Source organism: Janthinobacterium sp. FW305-129 (assembly GCF_020858115.1).
In the GTDB taxonomy this organism is placed as follows: Bacteria; Pseudomonadota; Gammaproteobacteria; order Burkholderiales; family Burkholderiaceae_D; genus Janthinobacterium.
Map to the genome: position 1 here is coordinate 659,691 of NZ_JACYMM010000001.1, position 26,805 is coordinate 686,495.

Sequence of the window (26,805 nt, forward strand, 5' to 3'; positions counted from 1 at the left end):
GAACACGATCATCGCGTGTTTCCGCAAGGCATACAATCAGACGCTTTCGACAAGATGGGTAGGACAGCGCTGACAGGCTCATCCATAAGAAGCAGTGTCGGCAGATTTGACACCCGCCGCCAGCCTGTGCTGCAAGCCCTTGTTTAAAAAGGAAAAACCTGACGGGAACGCTTCCTGCTTCGTGATCCGCATGCGCCATGCAAAATCACCATACCAGGGAGTGCACATGAGATACCTCAAACAAGCGCTGCTCTTATGCATCATGCTATGCATGTTGCCGGCAGCGCGCGCCACCAGCATCGGCTACACGGCGACGTCGCTGGGCGGCACGCAGTGGCGCTACGACTACACGGTCAGCAATACCACCTTGGCCGTGCCCATCGCCGAATTCACCTTGTTCTTCAGCGAGGGCACGTACGCCAACCTGCAGAACGTCTCCATGGCGCCCGGCTGGGACGTGCTGCTGGTGCAGCCCGATCCCGCCATTCCCGCCGGCGGCTACTTCGATGCGCTGGCCTTGCTGGGCGGCATTGCCCCCGGCGCCACGGCCACGGGCTTTTCCGTCACCTTCGATTACCTGGGCGCGGGCAGCCCCGGCGCCCAGCCGTTTTCCATTCTCGACCCCGTCTCTTTCACCGAGCTCGACGCGGGCTTCACGCAGGCGGCCGCCGTGCCCCTGCCCGCCACGCCATGGCTGCTGCTGGCCGGCGTGCTGGCCATGCTGTGCCTGCGGCGCCGGCAACTGGCCGCCGCCGCGCTGGTCCCATTGCTGGCTGCGGGCCTGTGCGCCTGCGGCGGCTCGAACGACCCGACGCAGCCGCCCACGCCGAAAATCATGCTGGCGGCAGCGGACGGAGAGGCGGCAGCCACGCCAGAAGACGCCGGCAAGGATGCGGTGCCAGCGGCCATGGATGGCACGGATGAAGGCGTTGCCGCCGGCCCCTTTGACGTCACGTCGCTGCGCAAGACGGCGGAGCGGCGCATCAACCGCAGGATTTACGAATACACGTTTCGCGTCAGCATCCGCAACAACGGCAGCGACACGGCAAACAATGTGCATGCCGTCCTCGCCAGTACGCCGGACGGCGCCACCATCGTCGACGGCGACGTCCTGGCCGGCAGCATCGCGGCAGGAGCGACGGTCACCGCCACCGACGTCATCGTGCTGCGCATCGACCGCACGCGTCCGTTCGAAATGGGCGGCCTCGTGTGGAACGTCACGGCCGGCGACAGCGTGGCGCTCGCCCCCGTGCGGCCTGCGCAGGTGGTGGTGCTGCCGCTGGACGCCCTGGGCTTTCCGGATGGCGCCGATAGCGTCAAGGCCGCCGGCGCCATCACCGACGTGCTGCTCAAGGATGGCAGCCTGCGCTTTTCCACGCCCGGCGATACGGGCAGCGACCAGCATGCGCAATTTTTCATCAGCAAGGGTGCTACGGTCGCCATCTTCGATGTGCTGATCCAGACGGAAGTGCCGACGGCGGTGGAAACCTATGTCGAACCGCTCGACGATGGCAGCCTGCCGGCAACGCCGCCCAAGCTGGCCATCACGGGACTGGGGCCGAACAATACGCTGCAGGCCGGCGGCCTGACATTGCGCCTGAGCGGCGCGCCGGCGCTGGCCCTGCAGAACGACAGCGACGGCTTCCTGGCGGCGCCCGGCGGCACGGCCGTCGCCTTGAAGCCGTTTTGGGTGTTCCATCCCGATACGGGCAGCTTCACCATCAGCGCCACGGCCATGCAGCAGTTGCTGGCAACCCTGCCCTCCGGCGCGCTCGACATGCAGCTCAACTTCGTTTCGCAGGACGGCGAATTTGCCGTGTCGTATGCCTTGACCGTCATCAAATCGAGCACCGTGCTGCTGGGGCAGATGCGCACGCCGACGGGCAGCAATGCCACGGGCCTGGCCGGCAAGAAGATCTTGCTGGCCGGCTATAACCTCCACCAGCGCCGCGTGGCCGTGATCGACGCCAAGGGCGCCTTCCGCTTCGACGGCGTCATCCCCGACACCTACCAGCTGACCCTGAACGACCTCGAACATCCGAATGCGGTCAGCATCAGCGCTGCCGTCTTTCCGAACAGCACGACGGTCAACGTCGGCATCGTCTATCCCTATGCGGCGTCGGCGGCCAGGCCAGCTGCCGGCGGCGCCTTTGTCGCCGGCACCGTCACCCAGGACGGCAGCGCGCCGCCCGCGCGCAGCGCGCAGGAAGATACGGCCCCGCCGCCCGCTGCCACGCCGCTCAATGGCGAGGGCAGCCAGACCTTTACGGCCGCGGCGGCCGCGCAAGGCCAGACCATCAGCGTCCCCATCGCCTACACGGTGCCGCAAGGCACGAAATACGTGGGCGTGAAGATCACCGTCAGCACCGCCGAATATCCCGCGTACACGACGCAGCAAAGCCGTTTCAACGATACCTGGTCATATGCCGTGCTCGGTTTGCCCGGCGCCAACCTGGCAGCCGCCGGCGCCGTGAACCAGTCGCACTTCACGCAGGGAACCATCGTCAAGACCGATTGTATCGATGTCAGCAAGCAAACCGTGAATGGCGCCCTGACCCTCGGCGGCGGCGTCAGCGCCACGAATATCGGCGACAGCCTGCTGCCGACCGTCACCCAGGTGGAGCTGAGCCTGGCGTGCAAGGGTTTGAAAGTCAGCAAGGCGCAATTTCTGTCACCCAACAAGGATGGCCATCCCATCTTGCAACCGATCAAGGTAGCGGGCAACTTGCCGGGCCCCTATGTTTCCGTGTCGCAAGGCGCCACCACGCCGACCCACACGGTACCGCTGGAATTGCAGTACACGCCGGCGGCGGCCACCATTACGGAAGTCAACATCGGCATATCCGCCGGCGGCGGCAACCCGTCGTTCAGCGCCGACAACCTGTTGGCCCAGGCAAACACCAAGAATCCCGGCAAGGTCAAGTTTGAGGGCCTGGTGCTGCCCACCTTTGCCGGCAACAAGATCGACAAGAAGGCCGTCGTCACCATCCGCCTCAAGGGGCAGATCGACGGCAGCGAAGCGACGTCCGATCCGGCCGAAGGGGGCCAGGTGGATTTCAAGGGCGACACGGCCTTCATCCCCTTGTACCTGGCCAACAACGAGCCGGCGCTGGCGGCGCGGCGCTACGGCGCCCGCGATGCGGGCGGCGACTCGTGGGCCACGCGCCTGACGATCGCCTGGCTGTTGAACAAGCCCTACCGCTTCGACGACATCAGCGGCCAGCATGTGACGCAGACGGCGGCGGGCCGCTCCATCCTCGGGCATAGCGGCCACAGCGATGGCCAGCAGATCGACATGCGCTACGCGGACGGCGCGGGCGGCTACACGGATACGCTGGGCGGCGCCGGCAACGGCGCCAGCATCCGCAAGCTGATCAACGACGCGCAGGCCGAAGTGGCGGCCGGCCTGCCGAAAAAACCGCGACTGGCATTGCTGGTGGCGTGGATCGCGGCCAACCGGGCCATGCTGACGCTGGAAGCGGCACAGGGCGCCACGCGCGTCATCTACATCGGCCACAGCTTCGTCAAGCTGGCCCTCGTCGACGGCCGCTTTGCCAACCCGCCCAACGCCAGGATACCCGGCGTACCGGCCTGGGCCAAACCCGCCAAGGTGAGCATCGATCCCGCCCACCTGAGCCACTGGCACCTGAGCCTGACGGCCCATCCCTGAGCATCCCGGCGGCGGGCATGCGGCGGCTCAGGCCGGCAAGTCGGACAATTCCAGTTCCGAAAAGCCGGCCCGGCGCCGCGCTTCCAGGTTGAACGGGCCGCGCAGGGTGGGCGCTTCGTAGCGCAGCGCCAGCTCGGCATAGGTGGCGCGCAATTCCAGGCCCCGTTGATCGCACAGATAGCCATACCAGCGGTTGCCGATCTCGACGTGCCCCACTTCATCGCGCAGGATGATGTCGAGGATGGCGGCGGCGGCCATGTCTCCCGCCTGCGCCAGCTTGGCGCGCAGGGGCGGAATCGCATCGAGGCCCCGCGCTTCCAGGGTGCGCGGCACCAGCGCCATGCGCGCCAGCACGTCGCCGCGCGTCTTGTCGACCATTTCCCACAGGCTGTCGTGGCCGGGGAAGTCGCCATACGTGTGGCCCAGCACCTGCAGGTGCGCCTGCAGCATGGCGAAGTGCGTCGCTTCCTCTTTCGCCACGCGCAGCCAGTCCGTGTAGTATTCAAAGGGCAAGTCCGGGAAGCGCCACAGGGCGTCGAGCGCCAGGTTCATGGCATTGAATTCGATGTGCGCGAGCGCGTGCACCAGCATGGCGCGCCCTTCCGGCGTGATCATCGAACGCCGCCCCACGAGGCGCGGCGGCACCAGCTCCGGGCGTTCGGGACGGCCCGGCACGGCGCCGGTGGGCACCAGCGGCGCCTGCGCATCGAGAGAAAGTTGCGCTGCGGCCATGGCCGCCACCATCGCCACCTTGGTGGCCGGGTCCGGTTCCAGCAGGCAGGCCAGCGCGGTGCTGCGTAACTCGCGCAATTGCGGCGGCGCGGTCGAGGTCGATGGGGATGGCTGCATGGGCATTCTTTCGTGCGCGTTTCAATGAGGGGCGCAGTGTATCAAATTGCCTGCCCCAGCAGCCAGTCGAACAGGGCCTGCACCCTGGCCGGCAGCGGCCGCGCGGCATGCACGAGGTAATACGCCTGCGGACTGGGCAAGCCGAAAGCGCCGAACGGCAGCACCAGCTGGCCGCTGGTGAGCCACGGCTGCACCAGCTGGCGCCGGCCCATGGCCACGCCCGCGTGGTGGATGGCCGCCTGCGCGCTCAGGTCGGCGCGGTCGAAACGCAGGCTGCGCGCGGACAAGGTCACCTCGGGCGCCTGCCCGTCCAGCCACAGCCGCCACTCGGCGTCGGGCGCGCAGGCGGGCCAGGCCAGCGTATCGTGCAGCACAGTTGCGCCGGCCAGGTGTTGCGGCGCGTCAAACAGGCCATGTTCACGCGCATAGTGCGGACTGCACACGGGCGCCAGCCATTCATCCATCAGCTTGCGCGAGGCCAGGCCGGGAAAGTGGCCGTCGCCATAGTGCAAGGCAAGGTCGACCTGGCCGGCGCGAAAGTCCACGCTTTCATTGCCCACGCGCAAATCAAGCGACACGTCCGGAAACTGCGCGGCGAACCCTGCCAGGCGCGGCACCAGCCAGCACTGGGCGATGGACGGGCGCGCATGCACGGTGATGCTGCCCGCCAGCGCGTCGCCGCCGGCCAGCGCCGCCTGCAAGCCGTCCCAGCCGATTTGCAGGGCGGCGAAGATGCGCTCGCCATCGGCCGTCAGTTTGACTTGCCGCGTCAGGCGCTGGAACAGGCGCAAGCCCAGGCCCGCTTCCAGCCGCGCGATGCGGTGGCTGACGGCGCTGGGCGTGAGCGCCAGTTCCTGCGCGGCCAGCGCGAAACTGGCGTGGCGCGCCGCCACGAGAAAGGTGTGCAGGTTGGCGAACTGGCCGGCCGTCAGCGTGGACATGCGCGGCGCGCCGGCCGGCATCACGCGGCTCCGGCCTTCAGCTGCGCGCGGCCACGGGCCACGTAGGCCGCCATTTCCTGCGCCGGCACCATGCTGCCGCCCGTGCCCCACACCAGGTGCGTGGCCGTTTTCAGCTGCGCCTGGTATTGCGGCGCGGCCAGCACGGCAGGAATGCCGGCGAAACCGGCCACGGCCGACGGTTCCAGACACAAGCCTTGCGTTTGCTCAAGCGTCGCCAGCAAGCGGTACAGTTCTTCATCCGTGACGGTGGCGTAGCCGTCGATCAGCCGCTGCATGGCCCGGCCCACGAAGCCGGACGGGCGTCCCACGGCCAGGCCATCGGCGGCCGTCAGGTTGTCGATGCCGATTTCCTGCACGCTGATTCCCTCGTGCAAGCCCGTGTGCACGCCCAGCAGCATGCACGGCGAATGGGTCGGCTCGACGAACACGCAGTGAACGGCATCGCCAAACGCCAGCTTCAAGCCAAACGCCACGCCGCCGGGGCCGCCACCCACGCCGCACGGCAGGTAGACGAACAGCGGATGCTGCGCATCGACCGCGACGCCGGCAGCGCCGAACTGGGCTTGCAGGCGCTGGCCCGCCACCGCGTAGCCGAGGAACAGATCGTGCGAATTTTCATCGTCGACGAAGTGGCAGGTGGGGTCGCCCTCCGCCTGCTTGCGCCCCGCTTCCACGGCCACGCTGTAGTCGGTCGCGTATTCGACGACCGTGACGCCATGGCTGCGCAATTTATCCTTTTTCCACTGCCGCGCGTCGGCCGACATGTGCACGGTGGCGCGAAAGCCCAGGCGCGCGCTCATGATGCCGATCGACAATCCCAGATTGCCCGTGGAGCCGACGGCGACCGCATACTGGCCAAAGAAGGCGCGCACGGCATCGCTGGCCAGCAGGCTGTAATCGTCGCCCTCCTTCAGCAAACCGGCATCGAGCGCCAGCGTTTCCGCGTGCTTCAGCACTTCATAGATGCCGCCGCGCGCCTTGATCGAGCCGGAAATGGGCAAATGGCTATCCTGCTTGAGCCATAGCTGACCGCTCGTCATGCCTGACGCCAAACCCAGCGCCGCCTGCATGGCGGGCAACGGCACCACGGGCGACTCGATGACGCCGCCGCTGGCCCGCGTTTCCGGAAACGCCTTCGCCAGATACGGCGCAAAACGCGCCAGGCGCGCGCTGGCGTCGGCCACGTCGGACGCCGTCAAGCCCACGTCGTTCAAGGCCTCGGCCGCAGGCGCGATGGCGGGATTGAACCAGCTCAAGGGCTGCAAGGCCATCAGATCACTAATGAGGGGAAATTTTTCGCGCAGCGCGGCGATGGCGGGAGTGGGCAGCATGGCAAGCTCGTATAGGAACAAACCATGATTAGACCGCATCCGGGCGCCGCTGGCAAAGGATGGTTGATCAGGCAATGGGTGACGGGAGATCACCTGTCCTGCTGCAACAGAACTATTCGCCAGAAGCAAGCGCCCTGGATTTTCTGCTGCTCAAGAACGATGCGAAGAACACGGCTGGAAAACAGGCCAGCCAAAGATAGCATCCGGCGCCGAAGCCCAGCACCGTGTAGGAACCATTATCACTAGGAATTATTTTTAGGCCGAAGGTTGTCAGTGCCAGCGCAAAGCCAAAAAAGGCGGCCACCATGGCGGCACTGGGCTTCTCTTTCGAAAAGTACATGGCAAAAATAAGCGGCGGATTGGCAAACCAGGCAAAACTGCCGGCCAACGGCCCTAACCAGCCGAGCAATAATACGCCCCCACCGAGCAAGACTTCGTGGGAGTCCACGATTGCCGTTAAAAACAGGGATGCCACATACGCGACAACGGTTAGGGACAGCACGATGGCGGCGGCATCTTCGCCGAGTATTTTTTGATATTTCACAGGTTTCCGATGGCACGAACGGGTGTAGCAGGACGACGATGAATTAACCAGGAGAAATAATCCCCTTACGGCTTTAGCGGCACGGCGCCCACTTCAGACCACACCCGCATGCCTCGCCATCGCCCTCCTGTGCGGCAAACGCCGAAAACAGGACGCCATGCAGCATAACAAATTACCACGAAGAAACATGCACACATTGTCACAAGCACCTGGCCAGCGCCGATGCGGTGCATTCGGCAGGCGCCTTCCCCACCCGCGTCGGCAACTGGAAGGCGCCACATCTGACTGCCGGGCTTAGAACTTCAGCTGCAGCCCCAGATCAATCGACCTGCCCTCGGCCGGCAAGGCTTGCAGCGCGCCGCCGTTCGCCTTCAGGCCGGACAAGTACACGCCGCCCAGCGGGTCCGCATACGCGCGGTTGAACAGGTTGCTGACACCGGCGCTCAGGCTGGCCATCTTGTTCAATGCCACGCTGCTGCGCAGGTTGACGAGCGCATAACCGCCCGTTTCCGGTTCGAAGCGGCGGGCATCGACCTTGTCCTTGCGGGCCACGATCTTCGTTTCGATGCGGCTGCTCCAGGCGCCCAGCTTGTGCTCGACGGCCAGCAAGGCGTTGAACGGCATCATGCGGTACAGGTCGCCGCCATCGCTGCGCTTGCCCCGCGTGTATGCAGCATTGCCCGTCGCCATGAAGCGCCCCCAGCGCGCGCTGCTGGCCAGCGGCAACTGCCAGGTCACATTCGCGCCGTACAATTTGGCGTCGTGGTTGGCAAAGCGCAACAAGTTGCCGTTCGCGCCCATTTTCATGTACGGGTGGAAAGACGCCAGCACGTCGACATCGATGTAATTGTCGACCTTGCTGTAATAGGGATTAACGCGCAGGAACCAGCCCTCCTCGCCGCCGCCATGCCAGTCGGCCGTGAAAGCCGCAGTGTACGCCGTCTCGGGTTTCAGGTCGATATCGCCCACATAGCCGTTGCCGTCGCCAAACCAGTTGGTCATGGTCATGGCCATCGAGCCGCGGCCCCACGAGTAGCGCTCGTACAGGTTGGGCGAGCGCACCTTGCGCGCCAGCGCGAATTCATAGCTGCTGGCGGCGTCCGGTGTGAAGGTCGCTTGCGCCGTAGCATCGATATTCGTGTCGCGCTGGCTGCGGCTGCGCGCATTGAAGGCTTTGGCAGCCATCAGGTCCGGCATGTTCATCATGTTGGTGCCGTACGATTGCACGTCGCCCGTGTCCATGCGCACGGATTCGCCTCGCACGCCCAGCACGCTCGTCCAGCGCGCAGCGTGGCGCGTTTCCAGTTCGCCGAACAGCACGGTGCGGTCGCGCTTGCCGTCATTGATGTTCAGGTAGGTGCGCGGCCCCATCATCATGGAACCGGGCACGGCTGGCCAGTAGTCGTCGAGGCGGAAGCCGTGCCACTCCTGGCCTAGGCGCAACTCGCCCGCCGCCGTCGGCAGGCTGGCCATCAGCGCGTAACCCGTGTTGCGTCCATGCGTAATCATCGGCATCGAACCCTTGCGCTCGGGCGAGAAAAAGCCCATCTCATGGTCCGTCTGCTGCCAGTAGGCGCGCGCATCGAGCACGCCCCAGCCAAACTCGCCTTTATAAGCGAGATTGGCGAACTGGCCGTGGTTGTCCGTCATGTCCATGTACTGGTTCGGAAAACCCTGGTACGGGATGTGCTGCACGCCGGCGCGCAGGGTCAGCTGCTGGCCCTGGCCTTTCGCCGCCAGCACGATGGACTGGTTGATGCTTTCGTACATGCTGGCCAGCACCTTGTTGCCATGGCCATCTTCATAGCTGTGGCCCCGCGTATAGGCGCCGCTGTAACCGATGCTCAAGGTGTCGCTGGCGGCCGAGGCGTTCACGCTGCTCGCCACGCTGTTGTTGACGCTGCGCCCCGACACGGCGAAGCTGCCTTGCGTGTGCAGCCCCGCGCCGGGCTGGGCGAACACGGGCGCGTTCGATTGCACCTCGATGGTGCCGCCGATGCTGTCGCCGCCCGCGCTGACTTGCGTCACGCCCGCGATCAGGCGGATGCGCTGCACTTGTTGCGGATCAATGTAGGACAGCGGCGCATTCATATGATTGGCACAGGCGGACGTCAGTTCCATGCCATCGATGCGAATCTTGAGGCGGTCATCGGCAAAGCCATTGATGACTGGCAAGCCGGACACGCCGCCGCCTGCCGCCACGCTGTAGCCGGGCGTGCTGCTGAGCATCAGCGCCGTGTCGGCGGCGGGACGGTAGCCGTCGCCTATGGCCGTGACGATGACTTTCATCTCGGGCAAGACGGTGGTGCCTGCTTCATTACGGGTTTGCGCCACGGCGGGCATGGCGATGGCGAGGGAAATCAAGAACGGTAAATGTTTCATGGTGCTGCTTTCAGATTCTGTATGGGTAAGACGAACGGCCGCAAGCGCAGCACATTGCCGCGCGGCACAAGGCAGTTCAGGAAAAGGACAGATCAGAAAGCGGCGGGCGGGCCGCGGGGCTGGACGGGCGTCCAGGCGAACAGCGGTGTGGCGGATTGGTAGAACAGTTCGGGCAGCAAGCCCGTGATGAGCTCGCCTGACGCGAGCACGAGCGAGGTAGGCGGTATCGACAAGGTGTCGGCATGCATGCTGCAGCAGGGGCAGTCGCCCATGCGCATGCTGCCCTTGGAAGTATCGGGATCGGGCGCGTCAGTGGACAATGTTGCGGGCAACATATTCATGCCGCCCGCCACCGAGCAGATTTCCAGGCTGGGCACGGCTAGGCCGCTGGCGACCGTCAGCGCGCGCGACACCGTAGGGGCGAGCGTGGCCAGGAAGATGGCGATACACGCGATCCACAGGACGATGCTGGCCTTGCTTTTGCTGATGAACATGGCAACATTGTATCAGGGCAAGGCCCCTGCGCACAGGGTGCAGGTCAAGCCTTGCTTACAAATCCACCTTCATCGACAGCTTGATGGCGCGCGGGGCACCGGACGCCAGCCGCGTGCCGGCGCCGGCCCAGTAGCACTTGTCGGCAAGATTTTCCACGTTCAGCTGCCAGACGACGGCCTTGTCCAGCACGCGGCTCGCATAGCGGGCGCCCGCGCTGAACAGGCTCACGCCGCCGAGGAAGGCCTGGTTCAGGTCGTTGACGGGACGCGCGCTGTAATAATACGCGCCGCCGTTGACGGACAGGCCAGGCACCGCGTCGAACGCGTAGGCCAAAAAGGCGCTGGCCGTGCGTTTCGACGCGTTTTCCGGCGCCTTGCCGTTGTAATCGGCGTTGATGTTGGCGAACCTGGGGTCGAGCAACTGGGCCGACGTTTGCCACGACAGCTGGCGCGTCAGTTTGCCTTGCGTCGAGATTTCCAGGCCGCGATAGCGCTGTTCGCCATCCGACGTAAATATATTGCTGGCATTCGTGTAGTAGCCGGGGCGCGTGATGTCGAACAAGGCGACGGAAAGCAAGGTGCCGCCCGGCGTCAGCCAGCGCGCACCGAGTTCTTTCTGTTTGCTCACGCCGGGCGCCATCTTGACGCCCTGGTTGACGGTGCCCGTCGGGCCAGTTTCTCCCTCTTCCAGCCCCCGCGCCGTCGACGCGTAGAACGACAGTTCGGGCGTGGCCTTGTAGATCAATGAGGCCATCGGCGTCGTCTTGCTGACGTCGTAGTGGCTGACTCCCTGGTCGCTTTGATAACTGCTGCGGCGCACGCCGATGACGCTTTGCCATTGCGGGCTGAAGACCATGCGGTCGAGCGCGTACAAGCCCGTGTCGCGCGTCTCCAGCGCGGCCGTCGTGGGCGCCGTCGGCTTGGGACCGAACACGACATTCGTCACGGGCACGGGCTGGTACAGGTTTTGCGACGCGATCGTGTAGTTGCTCTGGTAGATAGGATCCTGGGATTTCTCCGTGCGCGAGGCGCCCAGGGTCAGTTCGTGGGCAATGAAACCGGTATTAAAGTTGCCGGCCAGTTCCGCGCGCAGCAAGTCCGACGCCGTCACGCTGTGCTGGATATTGCCCGTGATGCGGCCCGCGCCCGTGGCCAGGGCCGCCGCATTGTTCAGGCGAAAGATCGCCAGGCGGCGATCGCGCGCCGTTTCCGAGTGGCCCGCCTCCACCGTCAAGGCCCAGCCATCCGTGATGGCGTAGTCGGCGCGCAATTGCGCGTTTTTCGTCTGCGCCTCGAAATTCGACCAGTCGGGGCCGATCAGCTGGCGCGGGTCGACGGCGCGCGGCAGGCTGATCACGCCTTTCACGGCGGCCGGCAAGGCCACGCCCGCCTGTTCCGTCACCTTGCGGCGGTCGTATTCCAGGTCCGCCTTCAGCAGCAGTTTATTTGTCACGCGCCAGTCCAGCGCGGTGGAGAGAAAGCTGCGGTTGCCATTGCCGACATGATCGAGGTAGGAACCCAGGGTGCCGCCGGCGGCGTTGATGCGCACGCCGAATTCCTGCTGCGCGCCAAAGCGGCGGGCCACGTCGACATTCGCCACGGCACTGCCGCGGTCGTCAAGGACCAGGCCCATGCTGGTGACGGGCTGGCTGCCAGCCCGCTTGGTGACGAAGTTGACGACGCCGGCCGGCGACGTAAAACCGTAGTACAGGGCCGAAGCCCCCTTCAGCACTTCCACCCGCTCCTTGTTTTCCATGGGCACTTGCGAGAAGTTCATGATGGGCATGGAGCCGTTGAGGCGGTAATTCGTGCGGTTTTCCACGGCGATGCCGCGGATGACCAGCTGATCCCACGTTTCGCCGCCGTTTTGCTGGCGCGTCACGCCTGCCGTATTGCGCACGGCGTCGTACAGGCCGGACACGGCTTGCTGCTGCAGCAATGCGCGCGTGATCACGTTGACAGTCGAGGGCACGTCCATGATGCTGGCGCCGCGAAAGCTGCCCGCTTCCGTGGTCACGGGCACCAGGCCTTGCGCGCGGGCACCCGTCACTTGCACGGCTTGCATGACTTTCTCATCGCCAGCCGTCAAGTCATCCTGGCCGCTGGCGGCATGGGCCGCATGGGAAGCGAAGGCCAGCGACAGGGCGGCGGCGACTGGAAGTAAGCGGGTACGGGGAGAAACGACAGGCATGACATCGGGCTTTCAATGAAAAAATATGTACGAATGGAAACTTACGGTTAGCGGGCATGATACCGATAATGAGAATCATTATCAAGTAACGGTGAGTTTGTGTGAGTTTTACAGAAGAAACAAGGCCACCGTGGCGCCTGTTATCACTTGAACACGTTTGAATTTTGCAGACGAGGCCGCAAAGAGGCATACTGACAGTCACGGCGCCCAAGATGCGCCGCCCAACAAGATCAAAAGGTAAGTTCGTGAACACAATCGACAACAAAAGCGTGCAGACGAAAACATTTCGCTGGAAACGCTGGCAGCGCTGGGCCCTTGGCACCGGCTGCGCCCTCGCCGCCTACAGCGCAGCCGGCTTCTGGCTGGTGCCCTACGTCATCAAGAATCAGTTGCCCAAATTTGCAGAAAAAGAACTCGCGCGCCAGGCCAGCATCGCCGACGTGCGCTTCAACCCGTTTACCTTGCGCCTGGAAGCGGATCAGATCGCTTTCAAGGAAGCGCCCGGCGCAGATGGCAAGAGCGATGCGCCGCTGCTGTCCATCGGCGGTCTGGCCGTGCAACTGGAATGGAAATCCATCGTGCGCCGCGCCTGGAGCCTGGCGGAAATCCGCATCACGGCGCCCCAGGCGCATTTGACCATCGCGCCGGACGGCAAGTTCAACCTGGCCGAAGTGCTGGCCACCTGGCAACGCAATCACCCGGACAAGAGCGAAGGCGGCATGCCGCGCCTCGTCATCAGCCACTTTGCGCTGGAACAAGGCAAAGTGGACTGGCAAGACCAGAAAGCGGGCTACGCGGACAACTTCACGCCGATCAACTTTACGCTCGACAATATCTCGACCCTGCCCGACGCCAACGGCAGCTACAGCCTCAGCGCCGACGCGGCGCGCGGCGGCAAGCTGCACTGGCGCGGCACGGCCTCGCTCAGCCCCATCCGTGGCGAAGGCGAACTGATATTGAACGACGCTTCCCTGCCCGGCCTGGCCGCGTATTTGAAAGCGTACACGCGGGCGACGGTAAGCAGCGGCAAACTGTCGGCCCGCCTGCCCTACGCCTTTTCCTATGCCGACGGCACGCTGCAAGCGACGGTCAAGGGCGCGGGCCTGGCCTTGCGCGACCTGGCGCTGGTACGCGATGGCAAGGGAGACGCGTTTACCTCGCTGAACACCTTGGGCATCGCCGGCGTGAACGTGGACCTGGCGCGCCAGAACGTCACGGTGGATAAAATCAATCTGTACGGCGGCAAGGTGGCCGTGCGGCGCGACAGCAAGGGCGAGATCGACGTGGCGAACCTGATGCTGCCGGGCAATCCCGCACCCGTAGCATCGGCGGCCGCCGCGCCAGCCAAGCCTGGCAAGTGGAAGGTGGATTTAAAACAGCTGGCGCTGGCCAATGTGGACGTGTCCGCCATCGATGAAACCGTCTCGCCCGCCCTGCAATTGAGCGCCAGACAGTTGCAACTGCAGCTGCAGCTGGGCTTGCAACAAGGGCCAGCGGGCATGGCTACCGTGATCGACGGCGCGAATTTCAGCCTGGCCGATCTGGCCATGCAACGCGGCGCGCAAACGCCGTTCAAGCTGGCCCAATTGGGCTTTACGGAAGGCAAGATCGACCTGGCGGCGCATACCGTGCGCCTGGGCGCCGTGACGGCCAGCGGCGCGCAGATCGACCTGGCGCGCAACCGCCAGGGAGAGTTTGCGATTGCGCAAAAGCTGCCCGTGTTTGCCTCCAGCAAGGCCGACGCAGGCAAGGAAACCGCTTCCGCGCCGTGGTCCACCCAGGTAGACAAGGTAGAACTGAGCAAGTTCGGCGCCCGTTTCGACGATGCGGGCACGGGCATCAAGGGCACGCTGCAGGACGCGCGCCTGTCGCTGCACAAGGTCAGCAACGATATGAAGCAGGCGCTGCCGTTCGAGCTGGGTGTCGGCCTGCGCGAAGGCGGCTTGCTCACGGCCAACGGCAAGTTCGTGCCGGGCACGGGCGCCGTCGATGCGCAGCTGAATTTGAAACAGCTGGCCCTGGCGCCCGTGCAACCCTTGCTGGCGCAACATCTGAAACTGAAGCTGGCGGGCGGCACCCTCTCCGGCAGCGGCCGCCTGACGACGGGCGGCGGCGCGCCGAAAGCGCCCAAAGTGCGCTATGAGGGCGGCGTGGATATCGCCGGCCTCGTGCTCAATGAAACGGATGGCAAGCGTTTTGCCTCATGGAAAAGCGTGCGCGCCGACAAGCTGACGGCCAGCGTGAGCCCCGATTTTGTCGACATCCCCGAGCTGCGCGTGGTCGAACCGAATGCCCAGCTGATCATCGAAAACGACCGCAGCCTGAACGCGCAGCGCCTGCTGGTGAAACCGCCCGAGCCTGCCACGGCGCCCTCCCCGGCTCCTGCGACCGCCACTGCGCAGGCGGCCGACGCCGGCTTCCCCGTGCGCGTACGCCGCGTGCGCCTGCAGAATGCCAAGCTGGACTTTGCCGACCTCAGCCTGCGGCCCCAGTTTGCGGCGAAAATCTATGAATTGAACGGCGTCGTCACTGGCCTGTCGACGAAACGCGATGCGCGCAGCCAGATCGAACTCGATGGCCGCATCGACGAATTCGGCCTGGCCCGCGTGCGCGGACAATTAAATCCCTTCGCCCCGACCGACAACACGGACTTGAACGTCGTCTTCAAGAACGTCGACATGGTCTCCGCCTCGCCGTACACGATGAAGTTCGCGGGATACAAGGTGGCCGAAGGCAAGATTTCGCTGGACTTGCAATACAAGGTGCGCAACCGCCAGCTCGACGGCACCAACCAGATCGTGCTCGACAAGCTGACCCTGGGCGAGCGCATCGACAGCCCGGACGCCCTGAAACTGCCATTGGAACTGGCGCTGGCCATCCTCAAGGATAGCGACGGGCGCATCGACCTGGGCTTGCCCGTGTCGGGCGACATGAACGACCCGCAATTCAGCTATGGCGCGCTGATCTGGAAAGCCGTGGGCAATGTGCTGACCAAGATCGTCACGGCGCCGTTCCGCGCGCTGGGCAACTTGCTGGGCATCAGCGCCGACAAGCTGGAAGCCATCGATTTCGATGCGGGCAGCGCCGTGCTGCTGCCGCCCGAACGGGAAAAGCTCAAGCAGGTGGCGCAGATCCTCGCCAAGCGCGAACAGTTGAAGCTGGCCGTGCCGGGCCAGTACAGCGACACGGACGGGGCCGCCCTGCGCGCCCAGGCCGTGCGCCGCGCCGTCGCCGCCAAGGCCGGCATCAAGCTGGAAGCGGGCGAAGAACCGGGACCGCTGAACCTGGGCGAACGCAAGATACGGGGCGCCCTGCGCGACCTGTACGCGGAACGCTTCGGCAAGGCCGAGCTGGACAAGCAGAAGAAGGCGGCGGAGTCGGCCGTTCCAGCCACTGCGGCGGCATCCTCCAGCACCTCCGCTCCGGCGGCGGCCAAGATCCCCGTCCTGCAGCGCCTGGGCAAGCTGATCGAGGGCGAGCCGCAAGTGGCCGACACGGGCGCTTTCTATAACGGCTTGCGCGAGCAGCTGGAAGCCAGACAGCCCCTGCCTGCCGATGCATTGAATAAACTGGGTGCCCAGCGCAGCGCGGCCATTCTGGCCGCTTTGCAGCAGGATGGCACGCCGGCGACCAGGGTCAGCGCGGGTGCGCCGGAAAAGACGGAGGCTGCGCCAGGCAAGCTGGTGGGGCTGAAACTGGGATTGGCGGCACAATAAGATATGGGAACCATCTGACGCATGAAAAACCTCGACAAGGTAGCGCCCTATACATCGTCTGTCACGCAAGGCGACTGGGGCACAATGACAACGTTGCTTGCTGAAACAGCCGTATCAGCCAAAGACAGCATGTCATGTGCTGAAAAGACGCTGCTGGCTAACTATGTGTATGAAAAAAATGGCACCTACAAGCTGATATATACGACTGTCGGGATGGATGGCAGTATTGAAAACTACGTCGAGGATGACGGCATCTTGCCGACACTGTTCCTGAGTCCGGATCAGGAAAATTATGTTTCCGTCATTCCCTATCATCCTGATAAAGAACTGGAAATCAGCATTCCCGTCTTTCATCGTGAAGATGTGGAATTACCAAAGGGTAACCGTCCATGTACAGGAGACTTCATTGGAACGACGGACTCGCATTCGATATTTCACGACGTGGATTTTGACGATAAGAAACCGGACAAAATCCTGGCCATCGAGTTTATCAATGGGAAGCTGAAGAAGAAACACAATAGCAAGGTCCCCTTGCCCGCAAATAATCGCATCGCCATTTGCAACAAGGCGATCCACTTGCTGGCAAATGACGGCAGCATCCTGCTGCACCGGGAGATCGATGAAAAAGGCAATGTCACGCGCTCGCGGGAGATCGGCGCGAACGATATCCATGTATTGCAGATATTAAGCGCCTCCTTCGACAGGGATTCTTATCTGCTGGCGCAAGAAAACGATAAAATCATTATCGAAAAAATAGCTGCGTCCGGGGCAAGCGAGATCATTGAATTGGTGGACTTTGCCGACCCGCTGTTCAATACATGGCAACCAGTCGACATCGCTGACGACACTTTTGTCACGCGGTTCAATACCGAGTTTGGAAACGGCTGGCTGACCACGCAAAATGATAAATTACTGGAAATATTCTATAGCAAAGGCGAGCAAGGCTACAGGAACCTGCTGACCAACGAGGTTCTGTCGATACCCGGTGACAAATTGATCATTTCCAGCATCAACAAGACCACGGAGCGTGCTTATGCGGTCGTGCTCTACCCGCTGGCGGACGATACCGCGGATAATGCCGAACTCATCATCTTGAATCGCCGCTTGCCATAGCGTCGGGGCCCTTATGGCGGCGCATCCGCGGCATGGCCAGACCATGCCGCGGATGCGCTTCACCTACTTATCTTCTTACTTCCCTTTCCCCGCCCCCTTCACCGCCTCGTCCGGCAAGGCGAACGCCACCAGGCTGTCACCCATCTTCGTGCCCAGGGAGCCATGGCCGCCGGCCATGACGACGACATATTGCTTGCCCGTCTTGTCGGAGACATAACTCATTGGCGTGGCTTGGCCGCCGGCCGGCAAACGGGCTTTCCAGACGGTTTTGCCATTGCGCACGTCGTAGCCGCGGATGTAGTAATCGAGCGTGCTGCTGAGAAATGCCACGCCGCCGCCCGTCGTGCTCATGCCGCCCAGGCTGGGCACGCCCAGCGGCAGCGGGATGGGCACGGGTGCGCTGTCCATGGTCGTGCCGTTCTTGTGCATCCAGACTTTTTTCATGGTGCGCAAGTCAACGGCGGCCACATAGCCCCATGGCGGCGCCTGGCAGGGGAAGCCCAGCGGCGACAGGAAGGGCTTGATTTCCACGGCAAACGGCACGCCCGTCTGCGGCTGCAAGCCCATTTCCGTGCCCGTGCCGCCCGGCGCATTGGCTTGCGCGCGCGGCACCAGCCGCTCCAGAAAGCCCATGTAGTCGGGATTGACCAGCAGCAACTGGCGCACGGGATCGACGGCCGCCCCGCCCCACTCGAAGATGCCGAGCGGACCGGGCGAGATGATGGCGCCCTTGATCTTGCCTTCGGCCACCGTCTGCGGCGTGAACGGCCCCTCGTAGCGGTGCTGGCGGAAGATGATGCGGCACGCCAGCTGGTCGAACGGCGTCGTGCCCCACATATCCGTTTCGCTGATGTGCTTCTCGGGCAAGAACGTGAGGGCCGAGAACGGCTGCGTGGGCGACAGGCGGTCGCCGGGGGCCGCGTTGGCGGTCGGCACGGGTTTTTCCGGCGCCGGCACGGCCAGGCTGCCGTCGCGCCGGTCGATCACGTAGATGTCGCCCCGTTTCGTCGTGGCGACAACCGATGGGACTTTGCCTTTCGGCGTGTCGATGTCGACCAGGGTGGGCTGGCCGCCGATATCCATATCCCAGATATCATGGTGCACGGTCTGGTAGACCCAGCGCACTTTCCCCGTGGCAAGATCGAGCGCGACGATGGCGCTATTGTACTTTTCACCATTCGGGTTGCGCTTGCCGCCCCACGTGTCCGGCGTTTCATTGCCCATCGGCACGTACACCATGCCCAGCTTTTCATCGACGCTGGACACGCCCCAGGAATTGGGCGAGTTGTTCGTATAGGTTTTTCCATCGGCGATCGGTGCCGTGTCGTCCGGGTTCGAGGCATCCCAGTTCCACATCAGCTTGCCGGTCACGGGATCGTAGCCGCGGATCACGCCTGACGGTTCTTCCGTGGAAAAGTTATCGGTCACGCTGGCGGCCATCACCACCACGTTCTGCGCCACGGCCGGCGGCGACGTCGGCATCAGAAAGCCCCGCTTCTTCATGCCCATGCCGTGGTACAGGCCGATCACCCCGTTTTCGCCAAAGCTCTTGCACGCTTCGCCCGTATCGGCATTGACGGCGATCAGGGTCGCATCCATGGTGGGGGCGAAGATGCGGCGCGGGCACTCCATGCCGGCCGCCTCGGGCGCCGGGCTGTCCTTGGCGCGGCCCGCGTTGACGTCCCAGTAGGCGACGCCGCGGCAGATCATGTGCTGGTAGCTGGACGCGTCGCGGTTGATCTTCGGATCGTGGCGCCACAGCTCCTTGCCCGTATCCGGATCGAGCGCGATGACGATGTTATGCGGCGTGCACAGGTACAGCATGCCGTTGACCTTCAGCGGCGTGACTTCGTTGGCGATCTCGCCCGGATCGTTCGGCCCCTTGAAGTCGCCCGTGTGGTAGACCCACGCCTGTTGCAGCTGCGCGGCGTTGGCCGGCGTGATCTGCGCGGCCGGCGCGTAGCGGTCGCCATAGCCGGAGCGGCCATACGCGGCCCAGTCGTTGGGCGCCACGCCGGGCGCGTAGTCGCCCTGCGGCGCGGCCGCCATGTTCTCGGCCGGCACTTCGCCGTGCAAGGTGTAGTAATCCTGGAACAGGGAAAAGATAGCCACGGCGGCCGTCAGCAGCACGGCCGCCGTCAAGGCGCTCTTGCCCGCGTCGCGCGGTTTGGCGCCGTGGATCAGAGCCGGCGCCAGACGGCGGTCGACGAACGGCAGCAGCAGCCAGACGGCGGCGGCAAACCAGATATCGAGGCGCGGCAGCAATTGCCACCAGTCGAACTTTACTTCGATGACGGACCAGATCAGGGTGGCAAACAGCAGCAGCGCGAGGAAAAGCTGGGCGCTGCGCCGCCCCTTCCCCACGAGCGCGCCCGCGACGAGCATGCCGATGCCGGCCACCGCGTAATACCAGGAACCGCCGAGGCTGACGAGCCAGGCGCCGCCGCCAGCGAGCGCCAGTCCAAGCAGGATAAAGACGACTGCGGTAATGACTAACAAGGGTCCAGGCCGGGTAGAGGCAGTCATGATGCTCCTTTGCAAGGGTAAGTCGGCGGCACGCGCCAGCGCACCGAATTGACGGCGATCAATGCAATTTCATTTTTTCACCAATCGGCAAAGCGTGGCACACGCGAGAGCGCCCGCCGCGTGCCGTGTGGCTTTTTATACACGAACTGACCGTCAAGACATACACAGCAGTGCGATTTTGATGAAAATCATTGAATAAAATAAATAAACAACAAATTTCTCGAATAAAACATATTTTTATCGTAGAATGGAAAAAACATCGAAACCAAGCACTTTTCGTGAATTTCACTTCATTGGAGCGGTCCCCATCATGACTATTGCCAAACGCCTGTACTTATTGATCCTTGCCGTCGTCCTGGGATTGGCCGCCCTGACGGGCTTTGGCATCTACCAGATGAATCGCGTGTACACGGCGGCCAGCTATGCCACCGTCAACACCGTTCCCAGCCTGCTGACCCTGAACCAGGCTTTCGTGCCGTTCGCACAGATGCGCACGGCCGTCTGGCAACACATGGCCAGCAAGGATGCCGCCAGGCGCGACGCCCTGGAAGCGGGCATCAAGGAAGCGCGCGCGGCAGTCGGCCAGGCGCTCGACAAGTATGAAAAAGAAAACCTTTCCGATGAGCAAGATAAAGCACTGCTGGCCGCGGACCGCGCCGTGCTGCAGCACTACGACGCCGTACGCGACAAGGTACTGGCACTGTCGAAGGCGGGAGAACTCGACGCGGCGCGCGACTTTCTGATGCAGAGCCAGCCCGTCATCAAGGAACTGGTCGATGCCCTCGCCGCCCACCACAGCTACAACGAAAGCCTGGCCACCAGGGGAGCCGCCGAGGGCGCCGCCACCGCGGCCAGCGCGCGCTGGATTTCGCTCGGCCTGGCCCTGGCCGTGACGGCGCTGGTGGCCGGCATGGGCCTGCTGCTGGCGCGGCACATCGCCTCTTCGCTCGAGAGCGCCATCGGCGTGGCCCGCACCATCGCCGGCGGCGACCTCAGCGCACAAATCAGCGCCACCTCGAACGACGAGGTGGGCCAGTTGATGAACGCCATGGCGGAGATGAGCGGGAGCCTGGTGCGCATCGTGTCCGAAGTGCGCTCCGGCACGGACACCATCAGCACCGCGTCGGGTGAGATCGCAATGGGCAACCTGGACCTGTCGGCGCGCACGGAACAGCAGGCCGGCTCGCTGGAAGAAACCGCCTCGGCCATGGAAGAACTGACGGCCACCGTGCGGCAGAACGCGGACAATGCCCGCCAGGCCCAGCAAATGGCGGTCAGCGCTTCGGACAAGGCGCAACGGGGCGGCCAGGTGATGGACGACGTCATCCGCACCATGGAAGCGATCGACAGCGCGTCCAACAAGATCGCCGACATCATCGGCGTCATCGACGGCATCGCCTTCCAGACGAATATCCTGGCCCTGAATGCGGCCGTGGAAGCGGCGCGCGCCGGGGAACAGGGGCGCGGCTTTGCCGTCGTGGCGACCGAAGTGCGCAACCTGGCGCACCGTTCGGCGGCGGCGGCCAAGGAAATCAAGACACTCATCGGCGACTCCGTGCAACAGGTGGGACAAGGCGGCAAGCTGGTCCGGCAGGCCGGCGCGGCCATGACGGAAGTGGTCGACACGGTGCGCAGCGTCACCGACATCGTCAGCGAAATCTCGGCCGCCAGCGTGGAACAAAGCACGGGCATCGAGGAAATCAACCACGCCATCACGCAAATGGATGAAGTCACGCAGCAGAATGCGGCCCTGGTCGAAGAGGCGGCGGCGGCATCGCAATCGCTGCAGGAGCAGGCGGGCATCCTGGCCGGCGTGGTGGGCACCTTCAAGCTGGCGCACGGGCAAGCCGGCGCGGCGGCCCGGCCAGCGCCGCCTCAAGCGCCCCGCGCGCCTGCCGCCCCGCGGCCGGCACAGCGCAAGGCGTCGCTCAAGCTGGTCGCCACGCCTGCCCCGGGCCAGTCCAAGGGCACGGCCCCGGCGGTGGCCGACTCCGGCGACTGGGAAGTATTTTAGGTCTGCCATCACGCAAGATAACAAGCATCGTCCGTACTGGAGCACTGTCATGAACGCCTTACTCTCCATCCACCCCTTCCTTCGCTGCGAAGACCTCTCGCTGATGCGCCCGGCGCTGGCGCTGGCGGGCCTGCTGTTGCTGCTGGCAGCCCTGCTCTGGCGCCGCACCCGCTGGCGCCATGCCGGCCGCGCGCCGGCCGCAGGCGGCACGCCGCCCGATCTGCATCAGCTGCTGCAAACGCGCAAAGCGGCCCCGCCGGCCAAGGCGGCGGACAGCGCACCGCCGCCGGCGCCCAGGGCAGCGGACACGCCGCCCTTCGAGGCGGCCCGGCTCGACGCGATGTTCGGTTACGACCGGCGCCTGCAGGGCGAGATCCTGGCCCTGTTCGTGGCCGAGACGCGCGACCGCCTGGCCGGCATCGCCCATGCGCTGCGCTGCGAGCGGGCCGCCCCCGCACGCGTGCTGGCGCAGGAAATTCTCGACGGCAGCCAGGCCATGGGACTGCTTCCCTTGCAGGCGCTGGCGCGCCAGGCCGTGCATGCGGGCTTCTCCAACGATATCGGCGCGCTGCGCCTCCTGCATGCGGATCTGCTGATGGCGCTCGATGCGCTGTCGCAAGCCGTCACGGCCCTGCAAACGGGCACGGCGCAAGCCGATGACTATAGCGACATCGGGAGCCGGCCATGAGCGCGCACATCGACCTGGCAGGCTTGCTCGGCGGCGCCATCCTGCCTTCGCCCGCCTGGCGCCAGCACTGGCTGGCGAGCCGCTGCCAGCAGCAGGTTCCGCTCGATGAGCTCGCCGAACAGATAGGCTGCGATCCGGCCCTGACCGGCAAGGTCATCGGCCTGGCGAATGCCGGCGTGCCACCGGGCGAACGCATGCATGCTGCAGTCAACGCCGCGCTGCTGGAGGCCATCGGCCTGCCCGCCCTGCGCGAGGCGATCGCCGCCCCGGCCCCGCCAGCGGCCACCTGCGCGCATTTCGACGCGCAGCGCTTCTGGTCGCACTCGCTGGCCATGGCGTGCGCCGCCCGCGTGGCGGGCGACGCGCTGCAGCTGGCGCCGGCCGATGAGCTGTACAGCTGCGGCTTGCTGGCCAACTGCGGCCAGCTGGCCCTGGCCACCTTGCATCCGCAGGAATATGGACAACTGCTGGCCCAGCATGGCGACGCTGCCGGCGCCCGGCTGCTGTGCGCGGAGTCGCGGCGCTTCGGCCACCACCGGCTGGCCCTGTCGGCCAGCCTCATGCGGGGCTGGGGCATGCCGGAGATCCTGTGCGACGCCGTGCGCTGCCATGCCGCGCCGCCCGGCTTCGGGCGTGCCGGGCACATGACGGACCTGGCCTGGCTGCTGAAGCTGGCCAGCAGTTTCGCCGACTTGATACTGCGCAATGGTGCGGGGCCGCGCGGGCCGGCCCTGGCCGCTGCGCGGGTACTGGGCCTGGACGCAGAACACATGGAAACCCTGCTACGCCACAGCAACGCCGAGTGGAGCGAATGGCGCGAGATCCTGGCAGCGCCCGCCCATGTCGCCACTTGCCGCACGCGCACCAGGCCCCGGCCCGCCACCGGCCAGGTTTTTAGTGAATTCATCTAATTCGTTGAAATTGATTTTTTGAGCGCGATTGCGTATCATTCCCTTCAACTTCATCCGCGACCATAAAGTCCATCATGCACACTGCAGACGTTTGCACTACCCAAAAGGCCGCCGAAATCCTCGGTATTTCGGTGACATCGGTACAGCAACTGGTCGAGGCAGGCGTAATCGAAGCCTGGAAAACCAAGGGCGGCCACCGGCGCATTCCCCTCGCGGCCGTCGAGGCCTACAAGGGCAATCCCGGCCAGCCGGGCCAGGACCAGCGCGCGGCGCGCGCCAGCCGCCCCGCCCCATCAGGCCGTCCGCCCTCCATCCTGGTAATCGAAGACAATCCGATCGAGCGCGCGCTGTATGAAAAGCAGATCGGCTCCTGGGGCTTGCAGGCGGCATTGCGCTTTTGCGAGAACGGCTACCAGGCGCTGATGGAAATCGCCCGCGACCAGCCCGACATCCTGCTGGCCGACATCGTCATGGAAGGCATCGACGGCTACGAGGTGATCCGCACCATCCTGGCCGATCCGCTGCTGGCGGAGATGCATATCGCCATGCTGTCGAGCCTGACGTCGGAGGAACTCGAAGAACGCGGCGGCGTGCCGCCCGGCGTGGTGTTCTTTGCCAAACCCGTCAATTACGACGAGCTGCGCGGCTATCTGCGCGCCTGCTGCGCCGGCCATGCGCGGCGCAACAGCCTGGCCGCCTAGTTCACCACCTTTGTCCGGGAGTCCAGCATGCCAGCCTATCGCCACATCGATCCCGCCGTGCTGTTCCAGGCCACCGGCCATGACCTGGAGATGTTCCGCGCCCTGTCCCAGACCTATCTGGACACGTCGCCGGCCATGTATGCGCGCGTGGAGCAGGCCGTGCGCGGCGGTGCGGCGCAAGCCATCGTGCATGCCTGCCATACCCTGCGCGGCACGGTGGCCCTGCTGGGCGCCCGCGCGCTGACGGCGCGCCTGGCGGAACTGGAGCAGCTGGTGCGCCACCAGGGCGTGGCGGCACCCGGCTGGCTCGCAGAAACGGCGGCGCTGCTCGGCGCGGTGGAACAGGAGGTACGCCGCAGCATGCTTGACTACACGGGCGCGCAGGCATGAATGCGCGCCGGGCCATCCTGCGCCTGGTCCACCGCTATCCGCCGCGCACCACGGCAGCCGTGGCCGGCCTGGCGCTGGTGGGTCTGCTGGCGCTGTGCATCGTCATCTCCGGCATGCTGCTGCACCGCGAAGCCGTCGAAGACTGGAAACGGGATCTGTCCAACCTGTCGCTGCTGCTGGCGGAAAACACGGCGCAAAGCATGACGGCGGCCCGCCTCGTGCTCGACAGCGTCAGCAACGAAGTGCAGGCAGCCGCCCCGGCCGACGGAGCCGCGCTGGCCGCCACCGCCGGCAACCAGGCCATGCACCAGATGCTGCGGCACAAGATCGGCGGCGTGCCGCAAGTGGACGTGGTGTCCATCGTGGGCGGCGACGGCGCCGTGCTGGTCTTCAGCCGCGCCTTTCCCGCACCGCCCATCCGCCTCGACGAGCGCGATTATTTCGATTACCACCGCCGCCACCCGGACGGCGGCATGCACGTCAGCGCGCCCGTGCAAAACAAGGGCAACGGTGCCTGGACCTTCTATATCAGCCGGCGCATCAGCGGGCCGGACGGCCGCTTCCTGGGCGTGATCCTGGTGGGCCTGTCGTGCGATTTCTTCAGCAAATTCTTCCAGAACACGAGCATCGGCGAGCATACGGCCTTTTCCCTGTACCGCAGCGACTACACCCTGCTGGCGCGCTGGCCTGCCGCCCCCGCCATGATGGGCAAGCGCAACCTGACGGGCAGTACCTACCGCCTGCTGGAACAGGGCAAGACGCATGGCGTGCTGCAGGTGGACTTGCCGCGCGCGGCCGAACAGGGCCGCCCGGTCGACCGCCTGGCCGGCATCCGTCTGGTGCGCGACTATCCGCTGGCCGTCAACGTCACCGTCACGGACGAAGTCTACCTGGCGGGCTGGCGCCGCATGCTGCGCACCATGGGCGGGGCGGCGCTGGTCAGCCTGCTGGCGGTGGCGCTGGCCGTGGCGCTGATCATGGGCCTGCTGCGGCGCCGCGAGCGCGACACGGCCAAGGCGCTGGCGCTGCAGGCGCACGCGGAAACGGCCAATGCCGCCAAGTCGCGCTTCCTGGCCATCATGAGCCATGAAATCCGCACGCCGATGGCCGGCATCGCCGGCATGGCCGAACTGCTGCTGGAAACCCCGCTCGATGCGACGCAGCGCCACTATGCGGCCAACGTCAGCAACGGCGTGCACGACCTGATGCACATACTCAACGACATTCTCGACCTGTCCAAGGCCGAGGCGGGCCAGATGGGCGTGGAACTGCGCGACTTCGACCCGCGCCAGCTGCTCGACGACCTGCTGGCGCTGCACCACGCGCAGGCGGACCGCAAAGGCTTGCAGCTGGTGGCCGAGGTGGACCCGCGCGTGCCGCGGCAGGTGTGCTCGGACCGCACGCGCATCGCGCAAATACTGGGCAACCTGGTCGGCAACGCCATCAAATTCACGGCGTCGGGACAGGTGACGGTGAGCCTGCAGCTGGCGCCTGGCGCACCGGACAGCCCCGGCACGGCCGCCCTCCTGTTCCGCGTCAGCGACGCCGGCATCGGCATGACGCCCGAGCAGCTGGGCCGCGTCTTCCTGCCCTACTGCCAGGCCGACGCCAGCATCAGCGGCGCATATGGCGGCACGGGACTGGGCCTGGCCATCTGCCAGCAACTGGCCGGACTGCTGGGCGGCGAGATCGGCTGCGACAGCACGCCCGGCGCCGGCTCGCGCTTCACCGTGCGCATCCCGTGCGGCCCGGCCGCCCCGGCTGGCGTGCCGCAGGACGAAGCGTGCGCCGCGCCGCCTGCCGCGCCGCCAGCACCGCCCGCCCCCGTCCCTGCGCCGGCACCGGAGCCGGAGCCGGAGTCCGCGCCCGCGGCCCGCATCCTGCTGGTCGAGGACACGGCGCTGAACCGCCAGCTGGTCTGCCTGCAGCTGGGCGGGCGCGGCTACGCCATCGATACGGCGGAAAACGGCGAGCTGGGCCTGCTGGCCCTGGCGGCACAGCGCTATGACCTGGTGCTGATGGATTGCATGATGCCCGTCATGGATGGCTACCAGGCTTGCCAGACGCTGCGCGCGCGCGAACTGCGCAGCGGCGCCGCGCGCACCCCCGTCATCGCCCTGACGGCGGGCGTCACCGACGACGACAGGCAGCGCTGCATGGATGCCGGCATGGACGCTTACCTGTCCAAACCCTTCACGGCGGCCCAGTTGCGCGAGCTGGTGGAACACTGGCTGGCACGCCAGGCCACATCCTAGGCGCAGCGGGCAAATACAACACTTACCACAAATAATTCAATTTTATCGATGAAATCATTTATATTCGA

17 protein-coding genes are annotated in these 26,805 nt (G+C 65.1%); 9 read left to right on the plus strand and 8 right to left on the minus strand.

All coding sequences use genetic code 11. From position 1 onward, the window contains the following. The first annotated feature begins 226 nt into the window (after positions 1-226). On the plus strand, positions 227-3,670 hold the full coding sequence (locus tag IGS61_RS02875) for a hypothetical protein (protein WP_230538207.1): 3,444 nt from the start codon (positions 227-229) through the stop codon (positions 3,668-3,670). 27 nt (positions 3,671-3,697) lie between these two features. Here the strand turns inward: IGS61_RS02875 and IGS61_RS02880 are convergent, their stop codons facing one another. The 7 genes from IGS61_RS02880 to IGS61_RS02910 form a co-directional block, all read right to left on the minus strand. Further along, positions 3,698-4,519 carry a ferritin-like domain-containing protein gene (locus IGS61_RS02880; protein ID WP_230538208.1) on the minus strand — a complete coding sequence of 274 codons (822 nt, stop codon included), beginning with the start codon at positions 4,517-4,519 and terminating at the stop codon, positions 3,698-3,700. 41 nt (positions 4,520-4,560) lie between these two features. Beyond that, on the minus strand, positions 4,561-5,460 hold the full coding sequence (dsdC, locus tag IGS61_RS02885) for a DNA-binding transcriptional regulator DsdC (protein WP_230538209.1): 900 nt from the start codon (positions 5,458-5,460) through the stop codon (positions 4,561-4,563). Between the two features lie 20 nt (positions 5,461-5,480). Continuing rightward, a complete protein-coding gene (locus tag IGS61_RS02890) occupies positions 5,481-6,812 on the minus strand; it encodes a D-serine ammonia-lyase (protein ID WP_230538210.1) in 1,332 nt (443 codons plus the stop codon). A gap of 112 nt (positions 6,813-6,924) precedes the next feature. Further along, positions 6,925-7,356: a hypothetical protein gene (locus IGS61_RS02895; RefSeq protein ID WP_230538211.1), complete on the minus strand. Its 432-nt coding sequence runs from the start codon at positions 7,354-7,356 to the stop codon at positions 6,925-6,927. Positions 7,357-7,650: 294 nt separating this feature from the next. Then, a complete protein-coding gene (locus IGS61_RS02900; protein WP_230538212.1) occupies positions 7,651-9,738 on the minus strand; it encodes a TonB-dependent receptor in 2,088 nt (695 codons plus the stop codon). Positions 9,739-9,830: 92 nt separating this feature from the next. Next, positions 9,831-10,232: a DUF2946 domain-containing protein gene (locus IGS61_RS02905; RefSeq protein WP_230538213.1), complete on the minus strand. Its 402-nt coding sequence runs from the start codon at positions 10,230-10,232 to the stop codon at positions 9,831-9,833. 55 nt (positions 10,233-10,287) lie between these two features. Beyond that, entirely contained in the window at positions 10,288-12,423 is a 2,136-nt protein-coding gene (locus IGS61_RS02910) for a TonB-dependent siderophore receptor (RefSeq protein ID WP_230538214.1), read from the minus strand. A 245-nt stretch (positions 12,424-12,668) separates the two neighbouring features. On the opposite strand from IGS61_RS02910, the gene IGS61_RS02915 reads away from it, so the two are divergent. Both IGS61_RS02915 and IGS61_RS02920 read left to right on the plus strand, forming a co-directional pair. Next, on the plus strand, positions 12,669-16,139 hold the full coding sequence (locus IGS61_RS02915) for a DUF748 domain-containing protein (RefSeq protein ID WP_230538215.1): 3,471 nt from the start codon (positions 12,669-12,671) through the stop codon (positions 16,137-16,139). 21 nt (positions 16,140-16,160) lie between these two features. Further along, on the plus strand, positions 16,161-17,252 hold the full coding sequence (locus IGS61_RS02920; protein WP_230538216.1) for a hypothetical protein: 1,092 nt from the start codon (positions 16,161-16,163) through the stop codon (positions 17,250-17,252). Between the two features lie 75 nt (positions 17,253-17,327). On the opposite strand, the gene IGS61_RS02925 is transcribed toward IGS61_RS02920, so the two are convergent. Continuing rightward, on the minus strand, positions 17,328-19,778 hold the full coding sequence (locus IGS61_RS02925) for a membrane-bound PQQ-dependent dehydrogenase, glucose/quinate/shikimate family (protein ID WP_230538217.1): 2,451 nt from the start codon (positions 19,776-19,778) through the stop codon (positions 17,328-17,330). 310 nt (positions 19,779-20,088) lie between these two features. On the opposite strand from IGS61_RS02925, the gene IGS61_RS02930 reads away from it, so the two are divergent. From IGS61_RS02930 to IGS61_RS02955, 6 genes are all read left to right on the plus strand, one after another. Continuing rightward, entirely contained in the window at positions 20,089-21,792 is a 1,704-nt protein-coding gene (locus tag IGS61_RS02930) for a methyl-accepting chemotaxis protein (RefSeq protein WP_230538218.1), read from the plus strand. Positions 21,793-21,841: 49 nt separating this feature from the next. Then, the gene (locus IGS61_RS02935) at positions 21,842-22,480 is read left to right on the plus strand and encodes a hypothetical protein (RefSeq protein ID WP_230538219.1); all 639 of its coding nucleotides are present in this window, start codon (positions 21,842-21,844) and stop codon (positions 22,478-22,480) included. Continuing rightward, positions 22,477-23,391: an HDOD domain-containing protein gene (locus IGS61_RS02940; RefSeq protein WP_230538220.1), complete on the plus strand. Its 915-nt coding sequence runs from the start codon at positions 22,477-22,479 to the stop codon at positions 23,389-23,391. The genes IGS61_RS02935 and IGS61_RS02940 overlap by 4 nt, the downstream gene beginning before the upstream one ends. 74 nt (positions 23,392-23,465) lie before the next feature. Then, a complete protein-coding gene (locus tag IGS61_RS02945; protein WP_230538221.1) occupies positions 23,466-24,092 on the plus strand; it encodes a response regulator in 627 nt (208 codons plus the stop codon). A 27-nt stretch (positions 24,093-24,119) separates the two neighbouring features. Further along, on the plus strand, positions 24,120-24,482 hold the full coding sequence (locus tag IGS61_RS02950) for an Hpt domain-containing protein (protein WP_230538222.1): 363 nt from the start codon (positions 24,120-24,122) through the stop codon (positions 24,480-24,482). After that, positions 24,479-26,737 (plus strand): hybrid sensor histidine kinase/response regulator, encoded by a 2,259-nt coding sequence (locus IGS61_RS02955; RefSeq protein WP_230538223.1) that lies wholly within the window; start codon positions 24,479-24,481, stop codon positions 26,735-26,737. The genes IGS61_RS02950 and IGS61_RS02955 overlap by 4 nt, the downstream gene beginning before the upstream one ends. Positions 26,738-26,805 lie beyond the last annotated feature (68 nt).

Bases quoted from the DNA above. Each gene is read 5' to 3' on its own strand.
- IGS61_RS02875 (WP_230538207.1), top strand. From the start codon at position 227: ATGAGATACCTCAAACAAGCGCTGCTCTTATGCATCATGCTATGCATG.
- IGS61_RS02880 (WP_230538208.1), bottom strand. From the start codon at position 4,519: ATGCAGCCATCCCCATCGACCTCGACCGCGCCGCCGCAATTGCGCGAG.
- dsdC (WP_230538209.1), bottom strand. From the start codon at position 5,460: ATGTCCACGCTGACGGCCGGCCAGTTCGCCAACCTGCACACCTTTCTC.
- IGS61_RS02890 (WP_230538210.1), bottom strand. From the start codon at position 6,812: ATGCTGCCCACTCCCGCCATCGCCGCGCTGCGCGAAAAATTTCCCCTC.
- IGS61_RS02900 (WP_230538212.1), bottom strand. From the start codon at position 9,738: ATGAAACATTTACCGTTCTTGATTTCCCTCGCCATCGCCATGCCCGCC.
- IGS61_RS02905 (WP_230538213.1), bottom strand. From the start codon at position 10,232: ATGTTCATCAGCAAAAGCAAGGCCAGCATCGTCCTGTGGATCGCGTGT.
- IGS61_RS02910 (WP_230538214.1), bottom strand. From the start codon at position 12,423: ATGCCTGTCGTTTCTCCCCGTACCCGCTTACTTCCAGTCGCCGCCGCC.
- IGS61_RS02920 (WP_230538216.1), top strand. From the start codon at position 16,161: ATGAAAAACCTCGACAAGGTAGCGCCCTATACATCGTCTGTCACGCAA.
- IGS61_RS02925 (WP_230538217.1), bottom strand. From the start codon at position 19,778: ATGACTGCCTCTACCCGGCCTGGACCCTTGTTAGTCATTACCGCAGTC.
- IGS61_RS02930 (WP_230538218.1), top strand. From the start codon at position 20,089: ATGACTATTGCCAAACGCCTGTACTTATTGATCCTTGCCGTCGTCCTG.
- IGS61_RS02935 (WP_230538219.1), top strand. From the start codon at position 21,842: ATGAACGCCTTACTCTCCATCCACCCCTTCCTTCGCTGCGAAGACCTC.
- IGS61_RS02940 (WP_230538220.1), top strand. From the start codon at position 22,477: ATGAGCGCGCACATCGACCTGGCAGGCTTGCTCGGCGGCGCCATCCTG.
- IGS61_RS02945 (WP_230538221.1), top strand. From the start codon at position 23,466: ATGCACACTGCAGACGTTTGCACTACCCAAAAGGCCGCCGAAATCCTC.
- IGS61_RS02950 (WP_230538222.1), top strand. From the start codon at position 24,120: ATGCCAGCCTATCGCCACATCGATCCCGCCGTGCTGTTCCAGGCCACC.
- IGS61_RS02955 (WP_230538223.1), top strand. From the start codon at position 24,479: ATGAATGCGCGCCGGGCCATCCTGCGCCTGGTCCACCGCTATCCGCCG.